The sequence below is a fragment of the Micromonospora sp. NPDC005220 genome (genome assembly GCF_040607895.1).
GTDB lineage: Bacteria > Actinomycetota > Actinomycetes > Mycobacteriales > Micromonosporaceae > Micromonospora.
Map to the genome: position 1 here is coordinate 27,175 of NZ_JBEXHP010000041.1, position 23,076 is coordinate 50,250.

Sequence of the window (23,076 nt, forward strand, 5' to 3'; positions counted from 1 at the left end):
AGGGAATATAACGATGGTTCAGGTGGGTGCCGCTGTGCAGTACGCCTCAGTGTCGACCGGAGCACCGCCGTAGGCTGGCGGAATGTCGGGCTCCCCGTACACCGATCTGGATCGGCCGCCGCTGTCGGCGGCCCGGCTGCGCCGCGCGCTGGTCGCGCCGAACGGGCCGTGGGCCCGGCTGGAGCTGCGCGCCGAGACCGGCTCCACCAACGCCGACGTGGCCGAGGCCGCCCGGGGCGACGAGCCCGAGGGCCTGGTCGTGGTCGCCGAGCGGCAGACCGCGGGGCGTGGCCGGCGCGGTCGGGTCTGGCAGTCGCCGGCCCGGGCCGGCATCGCCACGAGCGTGCTGCTGCGGCCCGGCGAGGCCGTGCCGGACCGCGGCTGGCTGCCGGCGGCACCCACGGGGTACGGGTGGCTGCCGTTGCTGGCCGGCGTGGCGCTGGTCGAGGCGGTGGCCCGGCTGGCCGAGCTGGACGCCACCCTCAAGTGGCCGAACGACCTGCTGATCGACGACGCGAAGTGCGCCGGCGTGCTGGCCGAGGCGGTGCCCGGACGCGTACCGGACCAGCCGCCGGCCATCGTGCTGGGCATCGGGCTCAACGTGACGCTGCGCGGCGACGAGCTGCCGGTGAACCCGACCGGGCTGCCGGCCACCTCGCTCCAGTTGGCCGGCGCGGTGGCCACCGATCGGGATCCGCTGCTGCGGGCACTGCTGCGGGCGCTCGCCGACTGGTACGACCGGTGGCGTTCGGCGGGCGGCGACGCGGTGGCCAGCGGCCTGCGCGACGCCTACCTGGCGGCCTGCGCGACGATCGGCCGCGAGGTACGCGTCCTGCTCCCCAACGGCGACTCCCTGACCGGCACCGCCACCGGAGTGGACCCCGACGGCCAACTGATCCTCACCACCCCCGCCGGCGCCCGAACCCTGGCCGCCGGAGATGTGCTGCATCTCCGCTGAGGGGGCCGCGTGGCGGATGTTGTGGTGGGGCTTGGGGGGTTTACCGTCTGCGCGACTAGAAAATCGCGTTGGAGGTTCCCGTGGCGTTTCCTGAAGACGTGCTCACCGAGGACGAGCATGTCGTGCTGCACCTGCACCCGCACTGGAAGGCGTTGATCCGGCCGATCGCGGTGCTGGTGCTGGCCATCGCCGCGGTGGTGGTCGGCGTGCTCCTGTTGCCCGAGAGCGGCGGCGGTTCGATCGCGCTGGCCGTGATCGGGGCGATCGCCCTGGTCGCGGTGCTCTGGCTCGGCCTGTGGCCGTTCCTGGTCTGGCGCACCACTCACTACCTGTTCACGAACGAGCGTGTCCTGCTCCAGCAGGGCGTCTTCTCAAGGGACCGGCGGGACCTTCCGCTCGCCCGGGTCAACGACCACTCGATGAACCAGCGTTTCATCGAGCGGCTGCTCGGCTGCGGGACGCTCACCATCGAGTCGGCCGGTGAGCGCGGCCAGTCGGTGCTCTCCGACGTGCCGGACGTCGGAAAGGTGCAGACCACCCTGTACGAGCTGGTCGAGGCGCAGCACGACAAGCACTCCCTGGGGGACGGCGAGATGCGCGACATGCTCGCCGACATGCAGGACGGCAAGCCGCTGCGAGACAGCACCACCTGAACCGAGCCGGTTGAGACCCGCCCCTGCCGCAGTGCCGGGGGCGGGTCAGTCGTGTCGTTGAGCCTCGGCTGAGCCGCTGGTCTCCGTCGGGTCGCCGTCCGGCTGGTCAGCGTCGGTTCCGGCGGCTTCGGCCTCGGCGGGGTGGGTTTTGACCGGGCGGACGGCGAACCAGCCACGGAAGCGGGTCCGCAGCACTTCCTGCTCGGGCCGGTCGTCCGGGCCGAGGCGCAGCATGGTGCCGGTGAGGCTGACGGTGCCGAGCCCGGGGCGGGCGGTCGACGGTCGGGCGCCCATCACGTCGACCCGCACCGCGAGCCGGTCGCCGGCCCGCACCGGGGCGAGCCAGCGCAGCTCCTCCAGGCCGGGCGACGCGTCCGCGGCGGCCCGGGACAGCAGATGGTCGACGTACGCGCGCATGAACAGGCTGACCGTGTAGAAGCCGCTGGCGATCAGGCCGCCGTGCCGGCTCGCCGCGGCCAGGTCGGGGTCGACGTGGTACCACTGCGGGTCGAAGCGGCGGGCGAACGCGACCATCTCGTCGGCGTCCACGGTGACCACGCCGAGGTCGACGGTGAGCCCCGGGACGAGATCCTCGAAGAACAGCTCGGCCGGTCGCCCCGTGCCGGAACGGGCGTCGGGCGTCGTCACCGGCGGCGCGCGCGGCGGGTGCCGACGTGCAGCTCCGCGGCGAGTTCCGCGTCCAGGTCGGCGGCGGGGCTGACGCTCAGTCGCGGTGGCCGCCCCTGGGTGGGTGTGCCGGGCGGGTAGTCGGCGCGTTGCGCGGACTCCGCCTCCTCCAGCTCGGACACGGACTCCGCCAACTCGGCGACCGGGTCCATCCCCGCCATGGTGTCCCACTCGTCGCGGGGAACGCTGTGCCAGGTGGACTCGGGCTTCGCGATCTCGTCCTCGACCGGTGCGACGGGTTGGAAGACGAAGGTCCGGTATGACCAGAACCGGAACAGCGTGGCCAGCAGGACGCCGACGGTCTTGGCCAGATTCAGCCCGAGCAGGCCGTGTACGCCGAGGCCGTACTTGGCCGCCGCCACCGCGCCCAGCTCGATGAGCAGGCCAGCACCGTTGAATAGGAAGAAGAGCAGATATTCCCGGCGAAGCGCCGATTTCGGACGATCGCGGTACGTCCAGTGCCGATTCATGAGGTACGACGTGATGGTGGCGACGATGGTCGCGATCACGGTCGCCTTCAACTGACCATTGACGAAAACGGTCAGTGCGAGGGCATTGAACACTGCGTAGTTGATGACGGTGTTGATGCCGCCGACGATGCCGAACTTGAACGCCTCGTGGATGAACTTCTGCCAGCGCTCAGGCAGCAGACGGACAAGACGCATGCGAAACACCTTAGGGCAGTCGGTGTGGCCGGCGATCACCGGCCGAACGAGGTGGGCGGCAGGTCACGCCCCGTGGTCAGGGTCGGGATTCACCTGCGGAAGGGTCGGCGTTCCCGCTTCGACGAAGACGAACCGCCGGTACGACCAGAATCGGAACAGCGTGGCGAGCCCGGTGCCGACGATGTAGCTGGCGAGGTTGTCCGCCAGGCGCGTCTGGAACACGGCCGGCCAGATTGCTCCGAGCCCGTAGCGGCTGAGCGCGAGGCAAGCGACAGTGATGCCGAGGCCGACCGCGTTGAAGAAGAAGAAAAGCGCGTACTCGCGGGCGGCGTTGTTGCGCTGGCGGTGCCGCCAGGTCCAGAACCGGTTGCCCACGAAGGCGACGGTGGCCGCGATCACCGTGGAGATCGTCTTCGCGGTCAACTCCTCGACGCCGTGCCTGCTCGTCAGGTAGTTGAAGAGCGCGAAGTCGATGAGGAAGGCGAAACCACCCACTGTGGCGAACTTGCTCATCTCGCGGAGCAGGTGACCGAAGCGGTCGAGCAGTGAGCCGACGAGACCCCGTCGGGTCTGCCGGGGACCCGGTTGTTCCCCGGTCATCGTGGCGGCCACGGAGGGAGCCTACCGGCTGCCGGCCAGTCAGAGGGGTAGCAACGGCAAGCGGGCGTGGTCTCCCCGAGGGGCCCAGCGCCGCGTGTGTAACCACTGCACAGAGCGTAGCCAAATGGGAGGACTGAGCCGCCGCGGAACGGGAATCCCCGCACCGGTCGGCGGGGCAGGTCGACGGCCCGACCGCAACAAGCGTCCGCCGGGGTGCACAACAAGATTTGCGTGAAACTGCGCGGGAAAGCGGGTATCAGCTCGTGATGCCGCAGCGAGGCCGCAGCTTGTGCAGTTCTTCACAACCTGTCCCACTGACTCGGAAGGCTGCCCGGTTTACGCTGAGGCCAATCCCAGGTTTCCACGAAGGCGACGCATCGCGCCGCCGAGTCTCGTGCATCCCATAGATCGGTCAGCGTCGACCACAAGGAGATGTGTCATGGTTGCTCCGGCTGTTGTGCGGGGTATCGATCAGGCCCCGACGTCCCATCCGAAACTGCTCGCCTGGGTCCGTGAGGTCGCGGAACTGACCACCCCCGACCGTGTCGTCTGGGTGGACGGGTCCGACGAGGAGTGGCGCCGCCTCACCGATGAGCTTGTCGAGGCCGGCACCCTGATCCGGCTCAACCCCGAGAAGAAGCCCAACTCGTTCTACTCGCGCACCGACCCGACGGACGTCGCCCGGGTCGAGGAGCGCACCTACATCTGCTCCGTCGACGAGGCGGACGCCGGCCCCACCAACAACTGGATGGCGCCGGCCGAGATGAAGCGGACGATGACGGATTTGTACCGGGGCTCCATGCGCGGTCGCACCATGTACGTCATCCCGTTCGTGATGGGCCCGGTCGAGGCCGAGTCCCCGATGTTCGGTGTCGAGATCACCGACAGCCCGTACGTGGTCGCCTCGATGCGCATCATGACGCGGATGGGCACCCGGGTCCTGGAGGGGATGGGCGACGACACGGACTTCGTGCACGCGCTGCACTCGATCGGCGCCCCGCTCGCCCCCGGCCAGGAGGACGTCGCCTGGCCGTGCAACGACACCAAGTACATCTCGCACTTCCCGGAGACCCGGGAGATCTGGTCGTACGGCTCGGGTTACGGCGGCAACTCGCTGCTGGGCAAGAAGTGCTACTCGCTGCGGATCGCCAGCGTGATGGGCCGGGACGAGGGCTGGCTCGCCGAGCACATGCTGATCCTCAAGATCACCTCACCGGAGGGTCGGGTCTACCACATCGCCGGCGCGTTCCCGTCGGCCTGCGGCAAGACCAACCTCGCGATGGTGGAGCCGACGATTCCCGGCTGGAAGGTCGAGACCATCGGCGACGACATCGCCTGGATGCGGTTCGGTCCGGACGGCCGCCTCTACGCGGTCAACCCCGAGTACGGCCTGTTCGGCGTCGCGCCCGGCACCGACTGGAAGACCAACGCCAACGCCATGCGCACCCTGGACCGGGGCAACTCCATCTTCACCAACGTCGGCCTCACCGACGACGGCGACGTCTGGTGGGAGGGCATGGGTGAGCCGCCGGCGCACCTGATCGACTGGAAGGGCAACGACTGGACGCCGGAGAGCGACAGCCTTTCCTCCCACGCGAACAGCCGGTTCTGCACCCCGATCACCCAGTGCCCGATCCTCGCCGAAGAGTACTTCGACCCGAACGGCGTACCGATCGACGCGATCCTCTTCGGCGGCCGCCGCAAGGACACCGTCCCGCTGATCACCGAGGCCCGCGACTGGGTGCACGGCGTCTACATGGGCGCCACGCTCTCCTCGGAGACGACCGCCGCCGCGTCCGGCGCGGTCGGCGTGGTCCGGCGGGACCCGATGGCGATGCTGCCGTTCATCGGCTACCACGCCGGGGACTACTTCCGGCACTGGATCGAGATGGGCAAGGGCACCGACGGCGACGAGGCGAAGCTGCCGAAGATCTACTACGTCAACTGGTTCCGCAAGGACCCGGACGGCTCGTTCCTCTGGCCGGGCTTCGGGGAGAACTCCCGGGTGCTCAAGTGGGTCGTCGAGCGGATCGAGGGCACGGCCGACGCGGTCGAGACGCCGATCGGCATGGTCCCCGCGCAGGACGCCCTGGACGTCGAGGGCCTGGACATGACCCCGGAGGACGTCCGGATCGCGCTGAAGGTCGACCCGGACGAGTGGCGCAACGAGCTGCCGATGATCACCGAGTGGTTCGAAAAGTTCGGTGACAAGCTGCCCGGTGTGCTCTGGGCCGAGTTGGACGCTCTGCGCGCCCGCCTCGACGCCGAACAGCCGCAGCGCCAGGTGTGAAGACCGCCCCCTGCGGGCATTGTCGGATCCCATGAGGACGGCCGCCGAGACCCAGGTCCGGCGGCCGTCCGCCGTCCGGGTGCTGACCATCCTGCTGGCGACGACGGCGGCGGCCACCGTCGTGGTCGAGCTGCTCAATTGGTGGTACGCCCCGGAGCAGGGTTTCGGGCTGGCCGTCCGGACCGGCTGGGCCATGCTGCGCTCGTTCGGCTTCCTGCTGGTGATCGGGCATGTGCGCCGGGGTCGTACGGCGGCGCGCCCGTTCGGGCTGATCCTCGCGGTCACCACGATCTTCGCGGTCGGCCGGCTCATCGTGCCCCGGCAGGGGGTGCCGCCGCTGCCCGGCCTGCTCGGCTTCGCGATCCTCACCGCGCTCTGTGCCGCGGTGGTCTGGATGCTCTACCGCTCGTCGGCGTTGGCCGGGCACCTGGTCCGGCACCGTCCACGCCTGGTCATCGACCGGGACGGCATCTCCTGGCGGGAAACCCCGCCACGCCGACCACAGGCCAGCGCCTGGTTGTTGACCAGCCGGGTGGCGGCCTTCACCTACAGCCCGTTGATGCTGGTGCCGGCCCTGGTGGCCGGCGGTTCCATCCTGGATGGTCGACTGACCGCGGTACCGGCCGTGCTGTTCTGGTTCGGCGCGGGCATCACCGCCAGTTACGCCGTGCTGTTCTGCACGGCGTTCCTGATGCGGGGCAAGGACTGGGCGCGCGGGCTGCTGGTCGTCGTCACGGTGGCCGTACTCGCGGTGGATCTGCCGCTGTGCTGGTGGCTGCTGGGCGTGGACGGCCTGGTCCGCGACGGAGCCCCGCTACTCGCCGCCGCGGCGCTGACGCTCTACGGTCTGCGCCGCGCCGCCCGCGCCCCCGACGCCGCCTAACCTGAGCCCAACCCTTGAGCGCGGCGAGGCCCCGCACCGACGCCGCTGGGTGCCGACCCGGCGGCCGACCAGAGCCCAGCCCTTGCCCAGCCCCTGCCCAGCCCCTGCTTTGCTCTGCATCCTCCTTTGCTCTGCACCCGCGGACGCGACGGTTACCGTCCGCGACTGTCGCCTATCGGGGTGCAGAGCAAAGGAGGGGGGTGAGACGGGTCGGTCCAGTGCGGGAGCGGTCTTCGCGGGCGGGCAGGGGGCAGGATGGCGGGTGGCGTCGGTCACAGCGTCGGCGTCGGGACGGCTGCGGCGATCGTCGGGGCGTCCGGCCGCGCAAGGCCGACCGGGTCGCCCGGCGGGAGCGGCCGTGCCGCGTCGGACTGGAGGGAGGCGCGCGGTGGGCGACGAGTTCGACGTGGTGGTGGTGGGGGCGGGGCCGGCCGGGGCGGCTGCCGCGCTGACGGCGCGCCGGGCGGGTGCCAGCGTGCTGCTGCTGGACCGGGCCGACTTTCCCCGGGACAAGGCATGTGGTGACGGGATCGCCGCGCACTCGGTGGACGTGCTCACCGAGCTGGGGGTGACCGAGGCGGTGGCGGGCTACTCGCCGCTGCCCGCGTTACGCATGATCGCGCCGGGTGGCGGTGCGGTGGCTCGGGCGCTGCCCCGACCCGCGTACACCGTGCCCCGGGAAGTCTTCGACGCGCGGCTGGTGGCGGCCGCGGTGGCCGCCGGCGCGCAGCTGCGCCGGCACACCGTGCGCCAGGTCGAGCCCCGCGCCGACCGGGTGGTGCTGGACGGGCAGGTGTCCGGGCGGGTCGTGATCGGCGCGGACGGCGCCGGCTCGGTGGTCCGTCGGGCGCTCGGCCATCCGCAGAATCCGGACCGGCATCTCGCGCTGGCCATCCGGGGGTACGCCCCGGCTCTGCCCGGCCCGGCCGAGCAGCTCATCGTCACCTCGAAGGCGCGTTGGCCGGCGTACGCCTGGTCGTTTCCGATCGGCGACGGACGGGCGAACGTCGGGTACGGGGAGGTCCTGCGCGGTGAGCCGCTGAGCCGGGCGTACCTGCTGGACCGGCTGGCCGCGCTGCTGCCCGGCACCGACCTGGCGACCGTGACCGCGTTGCGCGCCCATCACCTGCCGCTCTCCACCCACCGGCCGACGCCGGGGCGGGGGCGCACGCTGCTGGCCGGCGACGCGCTGTCACTGATCAATCCGTTCACCGGGGAGGGGATCTTCTACGCGTTGCTCTCCGGCGCGCTGGCCGGGTCGGCGGCGGCCCGTTCGCCCGAGGGTGCGGTTGGCCGCTACGCCGACGGGTTGCGTCGTCGCCTCGGCACCCACCTGCGGCACAGTTCGGTCGCGGCCTGGTTGGCCCGGCGCCGCCGGGTGGTGGACGCGGCGGTCCGGGCCGCCCGTCGGGACGACCGGGTGTTCTACGACGTGGTCGAGCTGGGACTGGGTGACGGACGCCTCACCGCTCGTACGCTCGCAATGATCGGCGTCGGTCTGGGCGGCGGGGATGGGGCTCCGAGGCAGTGAACTGGCGCAAGGGTCGCTACGCTGCTAGGTGATGACGCTGCGGAACCTTATCTACTCCGTGTACGAGCGCCGGCTCACGGCGAAGCTCGCGGGTAAGCCGGTGCCCCGGCACGTCGGGGTGATGTGCGACGGCAATCGCCGATGGGCGAGGGAAATGGGCTTCGTCGACCCGAACGACGGGCACCGGGTCGGCGCGGCGAAGATCAAGCATGTCCTCGGCTGGTGTGACCAGGCCGGCGTCGGGCACGTGACCCTCTACCTGCTGGCCACCGACAACCTGCGCCGTCCGGCCAGTGAGCTGGACCCTCTCCTCAAGATCATTGAGGATCTGGTGGTGGAGCTGGCCGAGGAGGGCAACCCCTGGCGGCTGCGCATCGTCGGGGCGCTCGACCTGCTGCCGGCGCAGACCGCGGCGGCGCTCAAGGGGGCCGAGGAGCGCACCCGCGAGCGCACCGGCGGCGCGGAGGTCAACATCGCGGTGGGCTACGGCGGTCGCCGGGAGATCACCGACGCGGTCCGGTCGTTGCTGCTGGAGCACGCCGCCACCGGCGGCACGCTCGAGGAGTTGGCCGAGGTGCTGGACGTCGAGCACATCGCCGAGCACCTCTACACCCGGGGCCAGCCCGACCCGGACCTGGTCATCCGCACCAGTGGCGAGCAGCGGCTGTCCGGTTTCATGCTTTGGCAGTCCGCGCACTCGGAGTTCTACTTCTGCGAGCTCAACTGGCCGGATTTCCGGCACATCGACTTCCTGCGGGCGCTGCGCTCGTACGCCACCAGGCAACGCCGCTACGGCGCCTGACCCGGCGGCGACGCCCTCGGTCGCCGCTCGGTCAGGTCAGGTGGGTCACGGCAGGTGGGTCAGCGCCCGGGTGAGGAAGTCGCCCAGGGCGGCCGGCGACTCGATCGTCAGGTCGGCGGCGTTGGCCACCTCGTGGCCGGTCTCCGGGTTGGCCACCGCCACGCAGATGCCGAGGAAGTCCGGGTCGGCGGCGGCGCGAGCGCGCAGCGCGGCGAAGGCCTTGATGTCGGAGACGTCGTCGCCGAAGTACCAGGCGCCGGTGGCCCCCTTGATCGCCTCGCCGATCACCATGCCCTTGTCCCGGTCGACTGGCGGCTTGAGCTCCAGCACCATCCGCCCGGCCTGCGAGCGCAACCCCAGCCGGTCGGCCTGTGCCTGCCCCCACTGCTGCACGGTCGCGCCGAGCTGCGGGGCGGTACGCCAGTGCAGCGCGACCGAAAGCCGCTTGTACTCCACCAGCGTGCCGGGCGGCAGCTCCGCCCGAGCCAGGTCGGCCAGCTCCGCCATGGTCGGCACCCAGGGCAGCGCGGCCGGTTCGGTGACGGTGTCCCCGCCCGAGTGGCTGTGCTCCAGCCCGTAGAGGCCGTAGAGGTCCACGCCGACGAGCCCGCCGAGCTGATCCCTCAGGAACTCGACGGGTCGGGCGGAGACGATCGCGACCCGCTGCACGATCGGGGCCAGCGCCTCGATCGCGGCCAACGCCTTGGGCGCCGGGCGTACCGCGGTCGGATCGTCGTCGACGGGCGCGAGCGTGCCGTCGAAGTCGAAGAAGAGCACGGTCCCGGCCGCCCGGCTGGCGGTTGTCCGCCAGGCCTGGTCGGCGTTCAACGGGGTTCTCGGCTGCTGATTGCCCAGATTCAACGGCGGCACGCGCGTCAGCGTACCCCGGCGATCCAGGCTCATTCCTGGCCGAGCTACCCGTTCAGCGGTATGCGATCAGCGTTCGGCGGCTCCTCGTCCGCGGCGACCGAACGGCACCACCGCCGCCTCCTGGCCGTGGCTCAACAGGTAGCCCTCCACGAACCCGGTGTTGCGATCGCCGGTGTGGTTCTCGATCTCGTTGAGCCGTGCCACCAGGAACTCGGTGAGCGCGCTGATTCGGTTGTTCAGACGCTCGTGCAGCTCGGCGACGACGGCCAGGACGACCGCGGTGCCGGCGGTGATGAGCGCAAAGAGGTTGACGAGCAGCGGAAGCTGCCCGCCGTCGACCGCGAGGGTCACCGTGTTGCCGGTCGCCCACAGTGTCACCGACACCGTTGCGACCACGACTGCCAACCACTTCAGGGTCATGGACAGACCCCTCCTTCTGTCCCGCAGGGCTGGGTTCGGCCTTGTCCCGTCCCCCCGCCGATGACGAGCCCAAGCAGTACGAATAGGGACGCTAGCGTGCCCGTTCCGGCCCCGGAGGCAAACGAATGAACCCGACCAGGCGTTCTTTCGCTATCTGAGGAACTAGCCTGCCTGATTGCCCCTTTTTTGGACATCGACCGGCAACGTTGGGCGGTATGCGAGGTACCTGATGGTTTCGCGGATGTGGAACTTCTCCGCGTCCGACACCTGCGGATCGATGAGACGGCGCAGCAGCGCCTCCACGTCCGGGTCCATCGGAGGGGCGGCCTGGCCGGTGCGGGGGCCGGCCGCGGTGCGGTCCCAGCCGAGCGCGGCGAAGGCGGCGGCCGGGTTCAGCCCCAGGCCCTCGCAGAAGGCGACCACCCGCTCGGCCTCCGGGTCGCTGGCCCAGTCGCCCCGCACCCACCGGTTGATGGTCTGCCGGGAGACGCCGGTGCGCCGGGACACCTCGGTGCCGCTCCAGGCTCGGGTCGCCCGCGCCTCGTCCAGGGCCCGCCGGACGAAGGTGGCGAAGGCGATCTTCCGCGCATTGGCCGTCTCGGTCACCCCGTGACGGTACGGCCAGCCGGCCGCGGGTGTGCGCCCCGGCGCGCCACTGTCACGCGGACGTGACAAAGGATTCGGATTTCCGGTAAACGAGTCGGTGCCACTGTTGAGGGGTGTCACGCGGGCAGAATAGATGAACGTAGTGGCGAACGTAAGCGGACGAAAAGCTGATACTGTCACGCCCATGGGACAATCTACGGTGTGTCACGTGCATGAGACGATTGGTGCTCACATGCGTCATGCCCCCGGTGCCAGGGGGTCGTGGTGACCGAGCTCGCCACCCGCGCCCAGGCCTTCGGGCTGATCGCCGAGGGGGTCGCCGCGGGGCTGACCGCCCCCTGGCGCCTCTACCTCGCCCGAGGCTGCCGCTACCTGTCGCTGAGCGTCGGTGATCGTGCCGAATGGAACGCCTGGCGTACCCATCTCGGCTGCCCGGAGCTGAGCGTCCGGGTCTACGACGCCGGCGGCGAGATCCGCCGGTCCTCGGTGGCCGAAGTCGTGCTGGACGGCTGCCGGATCAGCGTCGAGCTGGTCGAGGAGGTCAGCACCGACGACCTGGACCGGCTGCTCGTCGCCGACCCCACCACAACTGAGCCGGAGGAGCGATGACCTGGCGTCCCGGCTGGGCCGGAGCTGCCCGATGAGCCCGTTTCTCGCGGTGTTCCTCGTCCTGGTGCTCGGGGCCACCAGCTACGCCGCCGGCCGGTTGCACGGGCAGCTCAGCTACCGCATCGGTTACCGCTTCGGTTACCGGCAGGGCTACTTCGACGGTGACCGGGGCGCCTGGAACCGGCGTCGTCGGGACGCCCAGGCGGCGATCGCCTCGGCCCTGTCGGTCTCGCCCGCGGGTGTGGTCCGCTCCGCCGACGCGGTCGAACGCCCCGGCACCACGTACACCGGTTCGTCGTTCAGCGCGCCGGCCGCCCCGATCACCGGGCGGCACCCGACCGGCACGCTCGTCCGACGTACCGGTTGAGGTCGGTCGGCCGGTCACCCCGCCGACCGGCGCCACGAACGCGGTGCGTAGTCCGCGGCGGACACGCACCGTCGGGGTCACGTCAGACCGGTGACGGTGGCCCCACCGGCCGGGATGCGCGCAGGGGGCATGCATCCCGGCCGGTTCCGCCGCGCCTCTTGGCTGGTGTGGGCCAGGTCGGAACGGTGTTCACGAGCGCGTCTTGGGAGATCCACGTCCGACCTCTAGCCGGGAAGGTCCGGCGGGGCTAGCGTCTAGGCATGGCACGGGGTTCTCCCGAGCCAGCCGGTCCGCCCGGATCTGCGACCTCGCGCACGGGGTTCCGCATCCGACCCCGTGTCCCCGGGCACCGGAGGAGGCGGAACACGGGTGGCGGGTGCCCATCCGTCGGAGCAGGCCTGTGACGACTCGCCGTACCACCGCCGGTGCCGACCAGACCCCGGCCGCGACTGCCACGACCCGCCGCGCCACCAGGAGCCGCCGTTCGGCGGCCGCCGCGCCGGCCGACCCCAAGGAGCCACGACCAGCCGGCCAGGCCTTTGTCCTGGACACATCGGTGCTGCTCTCCGATCCGGCGGCGTTCCACCGGTTCGCGGAGCATGAGGTGGTGCTGCCCCTGGTGGTCATCACCGAGTTGGAAGGCAAGCGGCACCATCCGGAGCTGGGCTGGTTCGCCCGGCAGTCGCTGCGGATGCTCGACGACCTGCGGGTTCGGCACGGCCGACTCGACCGCCCGGTGCCCGCCAACGACGTCGGCGGCACCCTGCGGGTGGAGCTGAACCACACCGACGACGGTGTCCTGCCGCCCGGTTTCCGCACCGAGAGCAACGACGCCCGGATCCTCTCCGTCGCGCTCAACCTCGCCGCCGAGGGGCGGGAGGTGACCCTGGTCAGCAAGGACATGCCGCTGCGGGTCAAGGCGGCCTCGGTGGGTCTGCGTGCCGACGAGTACCGCCACGGCCAGGCCAGCGACCCGACCTGGACCGGCATGTCGGAGCTGGAGCTGAGCGAGGAGCAGATCGGCCAGCTGTACGCCGGCGAGACGCTCGACCTCGACGAGGCGGCCGGGCTGCCCTGCCACACCGGTCTGGTGCTGCACTCGGCGCGCGGCTCCGCGCTCGGTCGGGTGCTGCCGGACAAGTCGGTACGTCTGGTCCGGGGTGACCGGGAGGCGTTCGGGCTGCACGGCCGCTCGGCCGAGCAGCGGATCGCGCTGGACCTGCTGCTGGACGAGTCGATCGGCATCGTCTCGCTGGGCGGCCGGGCCGGCACCGGCAAATCGGCGTTGGCGCTCTGCGCCGGGCTGGAGGCGGTGATGGAGCGCCGCCGGCACAAGAAGGTGATCGTGTTCCGCCCGCTGTACGCCGTCGGTGGCCAGGAGTTGGGCTACCTGCCGGGCTCGGAGTCGGAGAAGATGTCGCCGTGGGCCCAGGCGGTCTTCGACACGCTCGGCGCGGTGGTGCACGAGAACGTGCTGGAGGAGGTCACCTCGCGGGGCATCCTGGAGGTGCTGCCGTTGACCCACATCCGCGGGCGCAGCCTGCACGACGCCTACGTGATCGTGGACGAGGCCCAGTCGCTGGAGCGCGGGGTGCTGTTGACCGTGCTGTCCCGGATCGGGCAGGGCTCCCGGGTGGTGCTCACCCACGACGTGGCCCAGCGGGACAATCTGCGGGTCGGCCGGCACGACGGGGTGACGGCTGTCATCGAAGCGCTCAAGGGTCATCCGCTCTTCGCGCACGTCACCCTCAGCCGTTCGGAGCGGTCGCCGATCGCCGCGATGGTCACGGACCTTCTGGAGGACATCCCCATCTGACGGGGGTTATGTGGGCTTTTGTCCGCATTCTACGTGTGGCGCAGATCACAAACAGCCTGGTTGGTTTCCCATCAGCCTCACTGTGCGCAATCGTGTCCAACGAGCGTCCACGCACCATCGGAATCGTTGGTGATCGTTCGTCCCGAGACGGACGGCATCGGCGAAGGTCGGTGCGTCGGCGCGACCGGCAACCGGTCGGGGCGCTCGTGGCACGGCTGACGGCCACCTCTGGCCTGCGCCGCGCCACGTCCTTGCTCCCGACGAAGGGACCACTTCGTGAGTCGGCTGTGGAGCCGGTTGGGCGCCCGTACGGCTGCTGTAGCGCTGCTCTCCGTGGGCGTTGCCGGTGGCTTCTACCTGGGCGAAGACCGGGAAACCCAGCAACAGGCCCTGACCGACCAGGTCAGCGTCGAGGTCGATCGAGCGGACCTCGCGTACCAGCGTGAGCGGCAGGCCGCCCACCGGGTGCAGTTCTCCAAGCAGCGGGCCGTCGAGTACCAGGCCAAGCTGCGAGCGGCCGAGGCCGCCAAGGAGGCCGCCGAGCGGGCCCGCAAGGCCGAGGCCGCCGCGGCCTCCCGTAAGCGCGAACGCGCGGCGGCGAACGAGGCCGCCAAGCCGTACGACGGGCAGATCCCGGCGTCCTGCGCGGAGTACAGCGGCAACCGCAAGATCGGCTGCGCCCTGATGATCGACAAGGGCTTCGGCATCGCCGAGTTCCCCTGCCTGGAGAAGCTCTGGACCAAGGAGAGCGGCTGGAACCACAAGGCCAGCAACTCGTCCTCCGGCGCGTACGGCATTCCGCAGTCGTTGCCGGGCAGCAAGATGGGCTCCGTCGCGTCCGACTGGCGGACCAACCCGGCGACCCAGATCATCTGGGGGTTGGGCTACATCAAGGGCAGGTACAAGTCACCCTGTGGCGCCTGGACCTACTTCCAGAACAACGGCCACTACTGACGGCCTTTCAGAGGCAGGGCGGGTGGAGCAGCACCCGCCCTGCCTCTGTGCGTACCCCCGGACGGGACGCGAGTGGCGGTCGGCCGCTTTTGCTGATAGCAGTTGTGGAGTGACCCTGCACCCGCCAAGCGGCGACCCCTACCGGTTCGGCACCGAGGCGTTCTACGCCTCGCTCGGCCGGGCGTTCGTCGCCATGTGCGCGGTGGTCCCGTTCCTCTTCCTCATCGAGGCCGTCGACCAGGGGCTCGCGTTCGGCCTGGACGCCACCGCCGGCATCATCCCGCAACGCATCGAAGGGCTGGACGGGGTCTTCTTCTCCCCGTTCCTGCACCACGGCTTCGACCACCTCTACAGCAACAGCATCCCGCTGATCCTGCTGGGCACCTTCGTCCTCGCCGCCGGCGCCCGCCGGTTCCTCTGGTCGACCCTGGTCATCATCCTGGTCAGCGGGCTCGGCGTGTGGTTCACCGGCTCGCCCAACTCGGTGGTGGTCGGCGCCAGTGGCGTCATCTTCGGCTACCTGGGCATCCTGCTCACCCGGGGCATCGTCGAGCGCAGCTGGTGGAACTTCGCGGTCTTCCTCCTGGTCGGTCTGCTCTACGGCTGGCAGCTCGTCGGCATCCTCCCCACCGACGAGCGGATCTCCTGGCAGGGTCACCTGTTCGGCCTGCTCGGCGGGGTGGTGGCGGCGATCCTGTTCCGTCGGCGGCGACCGACCGTGGACGGGCCGGACTACTCCGGTTCCACCCTCAGCCTGCCCTGAGGCGAATCTCCGGCGCGCCCCTGGGACGTGCTTGCCCGACCGCCGCCGTCCGCCTACGGTCGAGATCAGCACGCGTTGATCCGTAAGCGGAAAGCGACGGTACGCCATGCGCGAGGTCGATGTCGCCGTGATCGGGGCCGGTCCGGCCGGGCTCTTCGCCGCGTACTACGCCGGTTTCCGGGGGCTGTCGGTGGCGGTGATCGACGCGTTGCCCGAGCCGGGTGGTCAGGTCACCGCCATGTACCCGGAGAAGCTGATCCTCGACGTCGCCGGTTTCCCCGCGATCAAGGGCCGTGACCTGGTGGCCAACCTGGTCGCCCAGGCGGCCCCGTTCGGTCCGCAGTACCTGCTCGGCAACCGGGCGGAGAAGCTCGCGTACGCCGACGGCCGCCCGGTGCTCGGCCTGGCCGGCGGCGAGCAGCTCTCCTGCGGCGCGATCGTGGTCACCGGCGGGCTCGGCAGCTTCAGCCCGCGGCCGCTGCCCTGCGCCGACGGCGCACCCGGCTCGGGGATCGTCTACTTCGTCACCGAGCCGACCGAGCTGACCGGCCGGGACGTGCTGATCGTCGGCGGCGGCGACTCCGCCTTCGACTGGGCGCTGGCGTTGCAACCGCTGGCCCGGTCGGTGACCCTGGTGCACCGACGGGAGAAGTTCCGGGCGCACGCCTCGACGGTCGCCCGGGTGCTCTCCCTGCCGGTGCGGGTGGTGGTCAACGCCGAGGTGACCAGGCTGATCGGGGAGGGCACGGTGACCGGCGCCGAGGTGACCGTGCGCGGTGGCGCGACCGAGACGTTGCCGGTGGACACCGTGGTGGCCGCCCTCGGCTTCACCGCCGACCTGGGCCCGCTCGCCGAGTGGGGGCTACGACTGGACCGGCGGCACATCCTTGTCGACAGCGCGATGGCCACCAACCTGCCGCGGGTCTTCGCGGCCGGTGACATCACCGAGTACCCGGGCAAGGTCCGGCTGATCGCCACCGGCTTCGGTGAGGCGGCGACGGCTGTCAACAACGCGGCCGTGGCCATCGACCCGAGCGCCCACCTCTTTCCCGGGCACTCCTCCGACGCCGGCTGACAGTCGTATCGGGCGCTGACCGGTCCGCCTCCGGATCGAGACGGGTCGACCGGACCCTGAGGGGATGACAGGGGTTCGACAAGCCGCGTGACGGCGCGCCGACGACGTCGGCGTGGCTGTGCCATACGGTCACCCTGCTGGCCCTGCTGGCCCTGCTGGCCCTGCTGGCCCTGCTGGCCCTGCCGGCCCTGCTGGCCTGGTGGTGCTGGTGTCAACGACCATGTGCTGAAGGCGGCCTTCCCGGCGGGGTGACGGCCCGTGCCGGCGATGCCGCCCCGGGGCGCGGGAGGCGGTTGACAGGGTAGATCTTGGACACTTTCCGTTAGCAGCTAACGGAAAGTGTCCAAGATTGCCAGCGATGGCGGGGGTCGGGGTCGTGCCGCATGGGAGCGTCTGGTCCCTGTCGACAGTCGGAGGTCAACTCGCCGCGACACGTCCGCGACCGATCATTTAGCTGAGCGGTGTGCGCCTGGTCCACCCGACGAACCGAGTGAACAGCGCCTCTGGTCCGGGCATCTCGTCGGCGTTGAGCCGCACCAGGTCCCCGGTCGCGTCGAACAGGTATCCCGCCATCTCGATGGCCAGCCCGCCGGGTCGTCGTCGTACACCGCTCGCAGGGTCAGGCGGGCGGACGGGCACGGCCAGGGACCGCAGCCACGCCGGCAGACCCAGATCGGGCGGACGGGCGCGTGCCCAGCGGAGATCGAAAGGCGATGAGCAGGCGTTGCGGTGTGCGACGACATGCTCACCATAGTCTCGCTGGAGTTGTCACTAGTCAACTACCCGAGCCGACTACCCGAAACGTTGGCCCGGCGATAACACAGGCAGTTGCCTACCGTCAAGGTATGGACCTCGTTGGGCTTGCGGAGATACGGGCGATGCTCGGTGGTATCTCCCGTCAGCGAGCGAACATCATCGCCAACAAGAAGGGCTTCCCTGACCCCGTTGCGCAGTTGGTCATGGGGAAGGTGTGGCGTCGGCGTGACGTAGAGAAGTGGATTGCCGCCAACCGGCCCGACCTCGGGGAGTGAGAACCGGTCAGCGGCGGGCGGGTGGCGCCAGCGCGGCGATCAGCACGGCAACCATGGTCAGTGCCGCCCCGAGCAGAGTGTTCACCCCGGGGTGCGAGGCCGCCGTGGGAAGGATCAGATCCAACAGGACGGCACCCACGATCTGCCCGGCGATGGTGGCCAGGCCGAGCAGCAGCACGCCGGTGAAGCGCACGATCGCGGCGGCGATCGCGATGAACACGATGCCGATCGGGCCGCCCAGGTAGAGCCACGGCTCGGTCGGCAGGTGGCCGCTGGGCCAGCCGCGTACCGCGATGTCGATCGCGAACGCGACGAGCAGGGTGGCCGTGCCGACGGCGAAATTGACAAGCGTGGCGGTCAACGCGCTGTCGGCTGCCGCCCGGACCCGACCGTTGACGGCCTGCTGCCAGGCGATGCCCACCCCGGCGAGCAGCGGCAGCAGGGCCAGGGCCAGCGCGCTCAGGTCACCAAGTCGGTCGCCGACCGCCAGGCCGACCGCCAGCACGGTGAGCACCGCGCCGGCCAGCCGCTGCCGGGTGATCGGCTGGCGGCCGGTCGGCCCGATCCCGGCCCGGTCCACGGCGAGGCTGCTGCCGCTTTGGCCGGCGACCACCGCCACCGTGAAGACCGCCACGCCCAGCGTGCCGATGGTGAGACCCTGGGTGGCCACCAGGAACGCCCCGCACATCCCGCCGAGGCACTGCCACGGCCGTAGCGCGCCCGTCCGCAGGGCCTGCCGGGTCGCGACCAGCCCACGCCGGCCGCCGGGCGTCGCGGGCACCAGCACCAGCAGCACCAGCAGGCCGATGCCGAACGAGACCACGGCGGCGGCGAAACCGTCGGCGAGGCGTACCCCCAACTCGCCGTTGATGCGCGACTGCACCGCCACCGCGACCCCAGAGGTCGACGCCAGCGCGACGCCGGTGATCCGGCGGGCGGCCGACAGGGTCTGCGGGGTCGCCGTGTCGGTGCTTGTCACTCCTGCTCGGCCAACGGACGACCATCGAAGTCGACAGCGGAGTAGAGCGCCAGCTTCTCCAGCCGGTGGTACGAGTCGATCACCCGGATCGTGCCGCTCTTCGAGCGCATCACGATCGACTGGGTGTACGCGCCGCCCGCCCGGTAACGCACCCCGCGCAGCAGGTCGCCGGAGGTGACCCCGGTCGCCACGAAGAAGCAGTTGTCACCCGTGACAAGATCATCGGTGCCCAGCACCCGGTCCAGGTCGTGCCCGGCGGCGATCGCCTTCTCCCGCTCCTGCTCGTCACGCGGCCAGAGCTTCGCCTGCATCGCACCGCCCATGCACTTCAGCGCGCACGCCGAGATGATGCCCTCCGGGGTGCCGCCGATGCCCATCAGCACGTCGACGTCCGACTCGCCCCGGGCGGCCGCGATCGAACCCGCGATGTCGCCGTCGGAGATGAACCGGATACCCGCCCCGGTACGGCGGATCTGCGCGACCAGGTCGTCGTGGCGGCTGCGGTCCAGCACACAGACCGTCACCTCGGAGACGTCGGTGCCCTTGACCTTGGCGATCCGGCGCAGGTTCTCGGCCACCCCGGCGTTGATGTCGATCACGTCGGCGTACACCGGCCCGACGGCGAGCTTCTCCATGTAGAACACGGCGCTGGGGTCGAACATCGCCCCCCGCTCGGAGACGGCGAGCACGGCCAGGGCGTTCGGCATGCCCTTGCTCATCAGGGTGGTGCCGTCGACCGGGTCGACGGCGACGTCCACCTCCGGGCCGGTGCCGTCGCCGACGTGCTCGCCGTTGAAGAGCATCGGGGCGTTGTCCTTCTCGCCCTCGCCGATCACCACCACACCGCGCATCTGAATCGAGTTGATCAGCTTGCGCATCGCGTCGACAGCGGCCCCGTCGCCGCCCTCCTTGTCGCCCCGACCGACCCACCGGCCGGCGGCCATCGCCGCGGCCTCGGTGACCCGGACCAGGTCGAGGGCGAGGTTTCGGTCGAGATCCTGTGGGATCCGCGTCCTGGTGTTCGTCATGACGGCTACTCCTCCTCGCGACGGTGCGGGGACGACCCGGCGGCAGGGATGCCCCCACTGCCGGCTTTGTCGCTGATCCTCACACGATGGCCGACCGGGCGTCGGCGCGGGGCGGTGATGGCCCGGATACCGCCGGTCGGGCGGCTGCGAAGATGGAGGGGTGGAACCCGCACAGCCAGCCGATCGCGTACCCGCCGACCGCACGCCGCCCGACGGTCAGCCGCCGGCCGACGTCCCCGCCGGCCCCGGTGGTGAGCCCGCCGCGACCGATCCGACGCCGCCGCCGGCGGTGTCCGCCAAGTCCGAGCGGTCGACGAAGGACATGGCGATCTCGCTGCTCGTGCTGCTCGTCCCGATCGCGCTGCTGCTGGCGTTCTACCGGGGGTTCCTCGGCGGCGACTCTCCCACGACCGTCGATCCGGCTCCCGCGATCGAGCAGGCCCGCTCGGCGAACGTCTTTCCGGTGAGCCAGCCACAGGGGCTCGGTTCCGGCTGGTCGACCGTCAGCGCCCGCTACCAGACCGTCGAGGGCGGTGCGAACCTGCGACTCGGCTACGTCACTCCGGAGGGGCGGGGCGTCCAACTGTTGCAGAGCAGCGTCCCGGCGGACCGTCTGCTCCCCGCCGAGCTGACCAGTCAGGGCCAGCCGCAGGGCCCGACCGAGCTGGCCGGGCGCACCTGGCAGCTCTACACCGCCCGGGGCAACCAGCAGGCGCTGGTCCTGCTGGAACCGACCCGCACGGTGATCGTCATCGGCGACGCCCGGGACAACGAACTCCGCGAACTGGCCGGCTCGCTGCGCTGACCGGACCCGGCGATCGATGTCCCCACTGACGTCGAATCTGGGCAACCGGCCCGAAGGGTGATTGTCCGACGCGTCGACAGGGAACAAGGAGGGGGTGATCCGGGCGCGCTGCTCGGCCCGGATCGCGCGACGCAGCCGACGGTGCTGCTGCGTCGCCCGGTTTCCGGCGCCCCCCAGGTCGTCGGGTGACCCCCTTGGGAGACACATATGACTGTTCGACGACTCGGCGCCGGCCTGGTAGCCGCCGCTCTGATCACGCCCGCCCTGGCCGCGTGCGCCAGCGGAACCGGCACCGCCGGATCGACGCCGTCCCCGACAGTGAGCGCGTCCGGCTCGGCGAGCCCGTCCGGCACCCCGGTGGCGGGCGACGCCAAGCAGGCCCTGCTCGACTCCACCAAGGAGATCAGCAACGGGAACTTCCGGTTCACGCTTGCCGGCGCCGGCTCGACGGCGGAAGGGCTGGTGCACCAGCCGAGCCAGAGCGCGGCCATGAAGATCTCGATCGGTGGCCCCTCGTCCGACCTGGCGATGAAGCTCGACGTGATCCACTACAAGCCGGACAGCTGGGTCAAGCTGGAGCTGAGCGGCCCCACCGCCAACAGCCTGCCCGCCATCAAGCAGCTCAACCTCGGCAAGTACCAGCACCTGGACCAGAACCGGATCAAGGGCAACCGCAACCTCGGCTTCGACTTCGAGAAGGTCGACCCGGCCGGCAGTGCGGTGCTCACCCAGGGCATCACCGAGGTCCGCAGCACCGGCACCGGCGCGTACGCCGGCACCATCGACGTCACCAAGGCCGCCGAGGCGGGGTCCTTGAACGCCGCCACGATCGCCGCGCTGGGCACCCAGGCGAAGACCGTCCCGTTCACCGCGAAGGTGGACCCGCAGGGCCGGCTCAGTGAGCTGGTGCTTCAGCTGCCGGCCGCCGGGCAGACCGCCGCCCAGGAGATCCGGATGACCTACTCCGACTACGGGGCCGCCACCGCCGCGCAGAAGCCGCCGGCGGACCAGGTCGTCGAGGCGCCGGCCGAGCTGTACAGCCTGTTCAACTGACGTACCCGGGTGGGGTGGCTCCGGCCACCCCACCCGACGCGGCTGCGGTCAGGAAGCCGGCTCCTGCCGGGCGGCGTCGATCCGCGCCCGCGCGCCGTCCAGCCAGCGTTGACAGATCACCGCCAGCGCCTCGCCGCGTTCCCAGAGTGCCAGCGACTCCTCCAGGGACGTGCCGCCGGCCTCCAGCCGCTCCACCACCGAGGCCAGCTCGGCGCGGGCCTGCTCGTAACTGAGCCGCTCGTCCGGCCCGGCCTTCGTGTCGTCAGTCATCGCGTTCATCTCAGCACACCACTCCCCGCCGCGCCGCGTCGCCACTCAGCCATCGACCGTGGCGGCCAGCTCACCGTCGGCCAGTCGTACCCGCAGCGGGTCGCCCTTGCCGACCTCCGCCGCGGCGCGGACCACGTGGCCGTCCGCGCGCTGGACGATCGCGTACCCCCGGTCGAGGGTGGCGGCGGGGGAGAGGGCACGCAGCCGCGCGAGAGTGTGCCGCAGGTCACCCTCGGCGGCGCTGAGCCGATGCTCCAGGCAGCGGCCGGCCCGCTGCCGCAGCGCGGTCAGTTCGGTGGCACGCTGCTCCACCATCACCTGGGGCCGGGCCAGCACCGGCCGGGAACGCAGCCCGTCGAGCCGGTGCGTCTCCCGGTCGACCAGGTTGCGCACCGCTCGTTCGAGGCGGTGCCGGGCCTGGCCGATGAGGCGTACCTCCTCGGTGAGGTCGGGGACGACCCGCTTGGCCGCGTCGGTCGGGGTGGAGGCGCGGACGTCGGCGACGTAGTCGATCAGTGGCGCGTCCGTCTCGTGGCCGATCGCGCTGACCACCGGCGTACGACAGCCGAACACCGCGCGGCAGAGCGCCTCGTCGGAGAAGGGCAGCAGGTCCTCGATGCCGCCACCACCACGGGCGATGATGATCACGTCGATGCTCGGGTCGGCGTCCAGCACCTTGAGCGCGTCCATGATCTGCGGCACCGCGGACGGGCCCTGCACGGCCACGTTGACCGTCCGGAACTCCACCGCCGGCCAGCGCCGTCGGGCGTTGGTCAGCACGTCCCGTTCCGCCGCCGACGCGCGACCGGTGATGAGCCCGATCCGGCCGGGCAGGAACGGCAGCCGACGCTTGCGGGCGCGGTCGAAGAGCCCTTCGGCGGCGAGCAGCTTCTTGAGCTTCTCCAGCCTGGCCAGCAGCTCACCGAGCCCCACCTGGCGAATCTCGTCGGCGCGCAGGCTCAGCGTGCCCCGGGCGGCGTAGAACTCCGGCTTGGCGTGCAGCACCACGCGGGCACCCTCACGCAGCTCCGGTGCCCCGGCGTCCAGGACGTCCCGGTTGGTGGTCACGGTCAGGCTCAGGTCGGCCGACGGGTCACGCAGGGTCAGGAAGACCGTGCTGGCTCCGGGGCGGCGGCTGATCTGCGCCACCTGCCCGTCCACCCACACCCAGCCCAGCTTGGCGATCCAGGCCCCCACCTTCTGGCTGACCACCCGCACCGGCCAGGGCTCCTCGGCGCTACTGGCCCCGCCGCCGCCCCCGCTGCTTCCCACCCGCCCACCGTCGGTCACCCGCCCACCCTACGGACCCTCCCGGTGATCAAGAGGTTTGCGTCAGCGTTGGGCGCGTTTCTGACGCAAAC

25 protein-coding genes and 1 pseudogene are annotated in these 23,076 nt (G+C 70.9%); 15 read left to right on the top strand and 11 right to left on the bottom strand.

Features of this window, described 5'->3' with window-relative positions; all coding sequences use genetic code 11:
• Window positions 1-82 precede the first annotated feature (82 nt).
• Together ABZU52_RS17365 and ABZU52_RS17370 are read left to right on the top strand one after the other, a co-directional pair.
• The gene (locus ABZU52_RS17365; protein ID WP_354972018.1) at window positions 83-958 is read left to right on the top strand and encodes a biotin--[acetyl-CoA-carboxylase] ligase; all 876 of its coding nucleotides are present in this window, start codon (window positions 83-85) and stop codon (window positions 956-958) included.
• An 80-nt stretch (window positions 959-1,038) separates the two neighbouring features.
• The gene (locus ABZU52_RS17370) at window positions 1,039-1,611 is read left to right on the top strand and encodes a PH domain-containing protein (protein WP_354972019.1); all 573 of its coding nucleotides are present in this window, start codon (window positions 1,039-1,041) and stop codon (window positions 1,609-1,611) included.
• A gap of 45 nt (window positions 1,612-1,656) precedes the next feature.
• Here the strand turns inward: ABZU52_RS17370 and ABZU52_RS17375 are convergent, their stop codons facing one another.
• From ABZU52_RS17375 to ABZU52_RS17385, 3 genes and pseudogenes are all read right to left on the bottom strand, one after another.
• The gene (locus ABZU52_RS17375) at window positions 1,657-2,259 is read right to left on the bottom strand and encodes a MaoC/PaaZ C-terminal domain-containing protein (protein WP_354972020.1); all 603 of its coding nucleotides are present in this window, start codon (window positions 2,257-2,259) and stop codon (window positions 1,657-1,659) included.
• Window positions 2,256-2,963: a GtrA family protein gene (locus tag ABZU52_RS17380; RefSeq protein ID WP_354972021.1), complete on the bottom strand. Its 708-nt coding sequence runs from the start codon at window positions 2,961-2,963 to the stop codon at window positions 2,256-2,258. The genes ABZU52_RS17375 and ABZU52_RS17380 overlap by 4 nt, the downstream gene beginning before the upstream one ends.
• A gap of 63 nt (window positions 2,964-3,026) precedes the next feature.
• Window positions 3,027-3,866: pseudogene (locus ABZU52_RS17385) on the bottom strand (GtrA family protein).
• Window positions 3,867-4,002: 136 nt separating this feature from the next.
• Between ABZU52_RS17385 and ABZU52_RS17390 the strand changes: the two are divergent.
• The 4 genes from ABZU52_RS17390 (at window position 4,003) to ABZU52_RS17405 (ending at window position 9,069) form a co-directional block, all read left to right on the top strand.
• Window positions 4,003-5,853, top strand: coding sequence for a phosphoenolpyruvate carboxykinase (GTP) (locus ABZU52_RS17390; protein ID WP_354972022.1), 1,851 nt, complete (start codon window positions 4,003-4,005; stop codon window positions 5,851-5,853).
• Between the two features lie 31 nt (window positions 5,854-5,884).
• A complete protein-coding gene (locus ABZU52_RS17395) occupies window positions 5,885-6,736 on the top strand; it encodes a hypothetical protein (protein WP_354972023.1) in 852 nt (283 codons plus the stop codon).
• A gap of 388 nt (window positions 6,737-7,124) precedes the next feature.
• Window positions 7,125-8,267, top strand: a complete 1,143-nt coding sequence (locus ABZU52_RS17400; protein WP_354972024.1) for a geranylgeranyl reductase family protein — start codon at window positions 7,125-7,127, stop codon at window positions 8,265-8,267.
• Between the two features lie 31 nt (window positions 8,268-8,298).
• Window positions 8,299-9,069 (top strand): isoprenyl transferase, encoded by a 771-nt coding sequence (locus ABZU52_RS17405; RefSeq protein ID WP_354972025.1) that lies wholly within the window; start codon window positions 8,299-8,301, stop codon window positions 9,067-9,069.
• A gap of 45 nt (window positions 9,070-9,114) precedes the next feature.
• Here ABZU52_RS17405 and otsB read toward each other — a convergent pair whose 3' ends face one another.
• The 3 genes from otsB to ABZU52_RS17420 all read right to left on the bottom strand — a co-directional run bounded on the left by otsB (window position 9,115) and on the right by ABZU52_RS17420 (window position 10,965).
• Window positions 9,115-9,939: a trehalose-phosphatase gene (gene otsB / locus ABZU52_RS17410; RefSeq protein WP_354972026.1), complete on the bottom strand. Its 825-nt coding sequence runs from the start codon at window positions 9,937-9,939 to the stop codon at window positions 9,115-9,117.
• Between the two features lie 66 nt (window positions 9,940-10,005).
• Window positions 10,006-10,359 carry a hypothetical protein gene (locus tag ABZU52_RS17415; RefSeq protein ID WP_091394345.1) on the bottom strand — a complete coding sequence of 118 codons (354 nt, stop codon included), beginning with the start codon at window positions 10,357-10,359 and terminating at the stop codon, window positions 10,006-10,008.
• A 162-nt stretch (window positions 10,360-10,521) separates the two neighbouring features.
• Window positions 10,522-10,965: an XRE family transcriptional regulator gene (locus ABZU52_RS17420; protein ID WP_354972027.1), complete on the bottom strand. Its 444-nt coding sequence runs from the start codon at window positions 10,963-10,965 to the stop codon at window positions 10,522-10,524.
• 264 nt (window positions 10,966-11,229) lie between these two features.
• On the opposite strand from ABZU52_RS17420, the gene ABZU52_RS17425 reads away from it, so the two are divergent.
• From ABZU52_RS17425 to ABZU52_RS17450, 6 genes are all read left to right on the top strand, one after another.
• A complete protein-coding gene (locus ABZU52_RS17425) occupies window positions 11,230-11,574 on the top strand; it encodes a hypothetical protein (RefSeq protein WP_354972028.1) in 345 nt (114 codons plus the stop codon).
• 31 nt (window positions 11,575-11,605) lie between these two features.
• Entirely contained in the window at window positions 11,606-11,941 is a 336-nt protein-coding gene (locus ABZU52_RS17430) for a hypothetical protein (RefSeq protein WP_354972029.1), read from the top strand.
• 400 nt (window positions 11,942-12,341) lie between these two features.
• Entirely contained in the window at window positions 12,342-13,757 is a 1,416-nt protein-coding gene (locus ABZU52_RS17435) for a PhoH family protein (RefSeq protein WP_354972030.1), read from the top strand.
• Window positions 13,758-14,033: 276 nt separating this feature from the next.
• Entirely contained in the window at window positions 14,034-14,711 is a 678-nt protein-coding gene (locus tag ABZU52_RS17440) for a lytic transglycosylase domain-containing protein (RefSeq protein ID WP_354972031.1), read from the top strand.
• 109 nt (window positions 14,712-14,820) lie between these two features.
• Complete coding sequence (locus tag ABZU52_RS17445) at window positions 14,821-15,474, top strand: rhomboid family intramembrane serine protease (protein ID WP_354972032.1); 654 nt, start codon at window positions 14,821-14,823, stop codon at window positions 15,472-15,474.
• A 106-nt stretch (window positions 15,475-15,580) separates the two neighbouring features.
• Window positions 15,581-16,549 (top strand): NAD(P)/FAD-dependent oxidoreductase, encoded by a 969-nt coding sequence (locus tag ABZU52_RS17450; protein WP_354972033.1) that lies wholly within the window; start codon window positions 15,581-15,583, stop codon window positions 16,547-16,549.
• Between the two features lie 450 nt (window positions 16,550-16,999).
• Here ABZU52_RS17450 and ABZU52_RS17455 read toward each other — a convergent pair whose 3' ends face one another.
• Window positions 17,000-17,122, bottom strand: coding sequence for a hypothetical protein (locus ABZU52_RS17455; protein WP_354972034.1), 123 nt, complete (start codon window positions 17,120-17,122; stop codon window positions 17,000-17,002).
• A 272-nt stretch (window positions 17,123-17,394) separates the two neighbouring features.
• On the opposite strand from ABZU52_RS17455, the gene ABZU52_RS17460 reads away from it, so the two are divergent.
• Window positions 17,395-17,580 carry a hypothetical protein gene (locus ABZU52_RS17460; protein ID WP_354972035.1) on the top strand — a complete coding sequence of 62 codons (186 nt, stop codon included), beginning with the start codon at window positions 17,395-17,397 and terminating at the stop codon, window positions 17,578-17,580.
• Between the two features lie 7 nt (window positions 17,581-17,587).
• Here ABZU52_RS17460 and ABZU52_RS17465 read toward each other — a convergent pair whose 3' ends face one another.
• Both ABZU52_RS17465 and glpX read right to left on the bottom strand, forming a co-directional pair.
• Complete coding sequence (locus ABZU52_RS17465; protein ID WP_354972036.1) at window positions 17,588-18,559, bottom strand: DMT family transporter; 972 nt, start codon at window positions 18,557-18,559, stop codon at window positions 17,588-17,590.
• Window positions 18,556-19,587: a class II fructose-bisphosphatase gene (glpX, locus tag ABZU52_RS17470; protein ID WP_354972037.1), complete on the bottom strand. Its 1,032-nt coding sequence runs from the start codon at window positions 19,585-19,587 to the stop codon at window positions 18,556-18,558. Before glpX ends, ABZU52_RS17465 begins: the two co-directional genes overlap by 4 nt.
• A 160-nt stretch (window positions 19,588-19,747) precedes the next feature.
• Between glpX and ABZU52_RS17475 the strand changes: the two genes are divergently transcribed.
• Window positions 19,748-20,392, top strand: coding sequence for a DUF4245 domain-containing protein (locus ABZU52_RS17475; RefSeq protein WP_354972038.1), 645 nt, complete (start codon window positions 19,748-19,750; stop codon window positions 20,390-20,392).
• Between the two features lie 207 nt (window positions 20,393-20,599).
• On the top strand, window positions 20,600-21,445 hold the full coding sequence (locus tag ABZU52_RS17480) for a hypothetical protein (protein ID WP_354972039.1): 846 nt from the start codon (window positions 20,600-20,602) through the stop codon (window positions 21,443-21,445).
• A 48-nt stretch (window positions 21,446-21,493) separates the two neighbouring features.
• On the opposite strand, the gene ABZU52_RS17485 is transcribed toward ABZU52_RS17480, so the two are convergent.
• Together ABZU52_RS17485 and xseA are read right to left on the bottom strand one after the other, a co-directional pair.
• Window positions 21,494-21,715 (bottom strand): exodeoxyribonuclease VII small subunit, encoded by a 222-nt coding sequence (locus ABZU52_RS17485; protein ID WP_030328827.1) that lies wholly within the window; start codon window positions 21,713-21,715, stop codon window positions 21,494-21,496.
• A gap of 45 nt (window positions 21,716-21,760) precedes the next feature.
• Complete coding sequence (gene xseA / locus ABZU52_RS17490) at window positions 21,761-23,005, bottom strand: exodeoxyribonuclease VII large subunit (protein ID WP_354972040.1); 1,245 nt, start codon at window positions 23,003-23,005, stop codon at window positions 21,761-21,763.
• Window positions 23,006-23,076 lie beyond the last annotated feature (71 nt).

Bases quoted from the DNA above. Each gene is read 5' to 3' on its own strand.
- ABZU52_RS17485 (WP_030328827.1), bottom strand. From the start codon at position 21,715: ATGACTGACGACACGAAGGCCGGGCCGGACGAGCGGCTCAGTTACGAG.
- ABZU52_RS17430 (WP_354972029.1), top strand. From the start codon at position 11,606: ATGAGCCCGTTTCTCGCGGTGTTCCTCGTCCTGGTGCTCGGGGCCACC.
- ABZU52_RS17390 (WP_354972022.1), top strand. From the start codon at position 4,003: ATGGTTGCTCCGGCTGTTGTGCGGGGTATCGATCAGGCCCCGACGTCC.
- ABZU52_RS17450 (WP_354972033.1), top strand. From the start codon at position 15,581: ATGCGCGAGGTCGATGTCGCCGTGATCGGGGCCGGTCCGGCCGGGCTC.
- ABZU52_RS17405 (WP_354972025.1), top strand. From the start codon at position 8,299: ATGACGCTGCGGAACCTTATCTACTCCGTGTACGAGCGCCGGCTCACG.
- glpX (WP_354972037.1), bottom strand. From the start codon at position 19,587: ATGACGAACACCAGGACGCGGATCCCACAGGATCTCGACCGAAACCTC.
- ABZU52_RS17395 (WP_354972023.1), top strand. From the start codon at position 5,885: ATGAGGACGGCCGCCGAGACCCAGGTCCGGCGGCCGTCCGCCGTCCGG.
- ABZU52_RS17380 (WP_354972021.1), bottom strand. From the start codon at position 2,963: ATGCGTCTTGTCCGTCTGCTGCCTGAGCGCTGGCAGAAGTTCATCCAC.
- ABZU52_RS17480 (WP_354972039.1), top strand. From the start codon at position 20,600: ATGACTGTTCGACGACTCGGCGCCGGCCTGGTAGCCGCCGCTCTGATC.
- ABZU52_RS17460 (WP_354972035.1), top strand. From the start codon at position 17,395: ATGGACCTCGTTGGGCTTGCGGAGATACGGGCGATGCTCGGTGGTATC.
- ABZU52_RS17415 (WP_091394345.1), bottom strand. From the start codon at position 10,359: ATGACCCTGAAGTGGTTGGCAGTCGTGGTCGCAACGGTGTCGGTGACA.
- ABZU52_RS17455 (WP_354972034.1), bottom strand. From the start codon at position 17,122: ATGGCGGGATACCTGTTCGACGCGACCGGGGACCTGGTGCGGCTCAAC.
- ABZU52_RS17365 (WP_354972018.1), top strand. From the start codon at position 83: ATGTCGGGCTCCCCGTACACCGATCTGGATCGGCCGCCGCTGTCGGCG.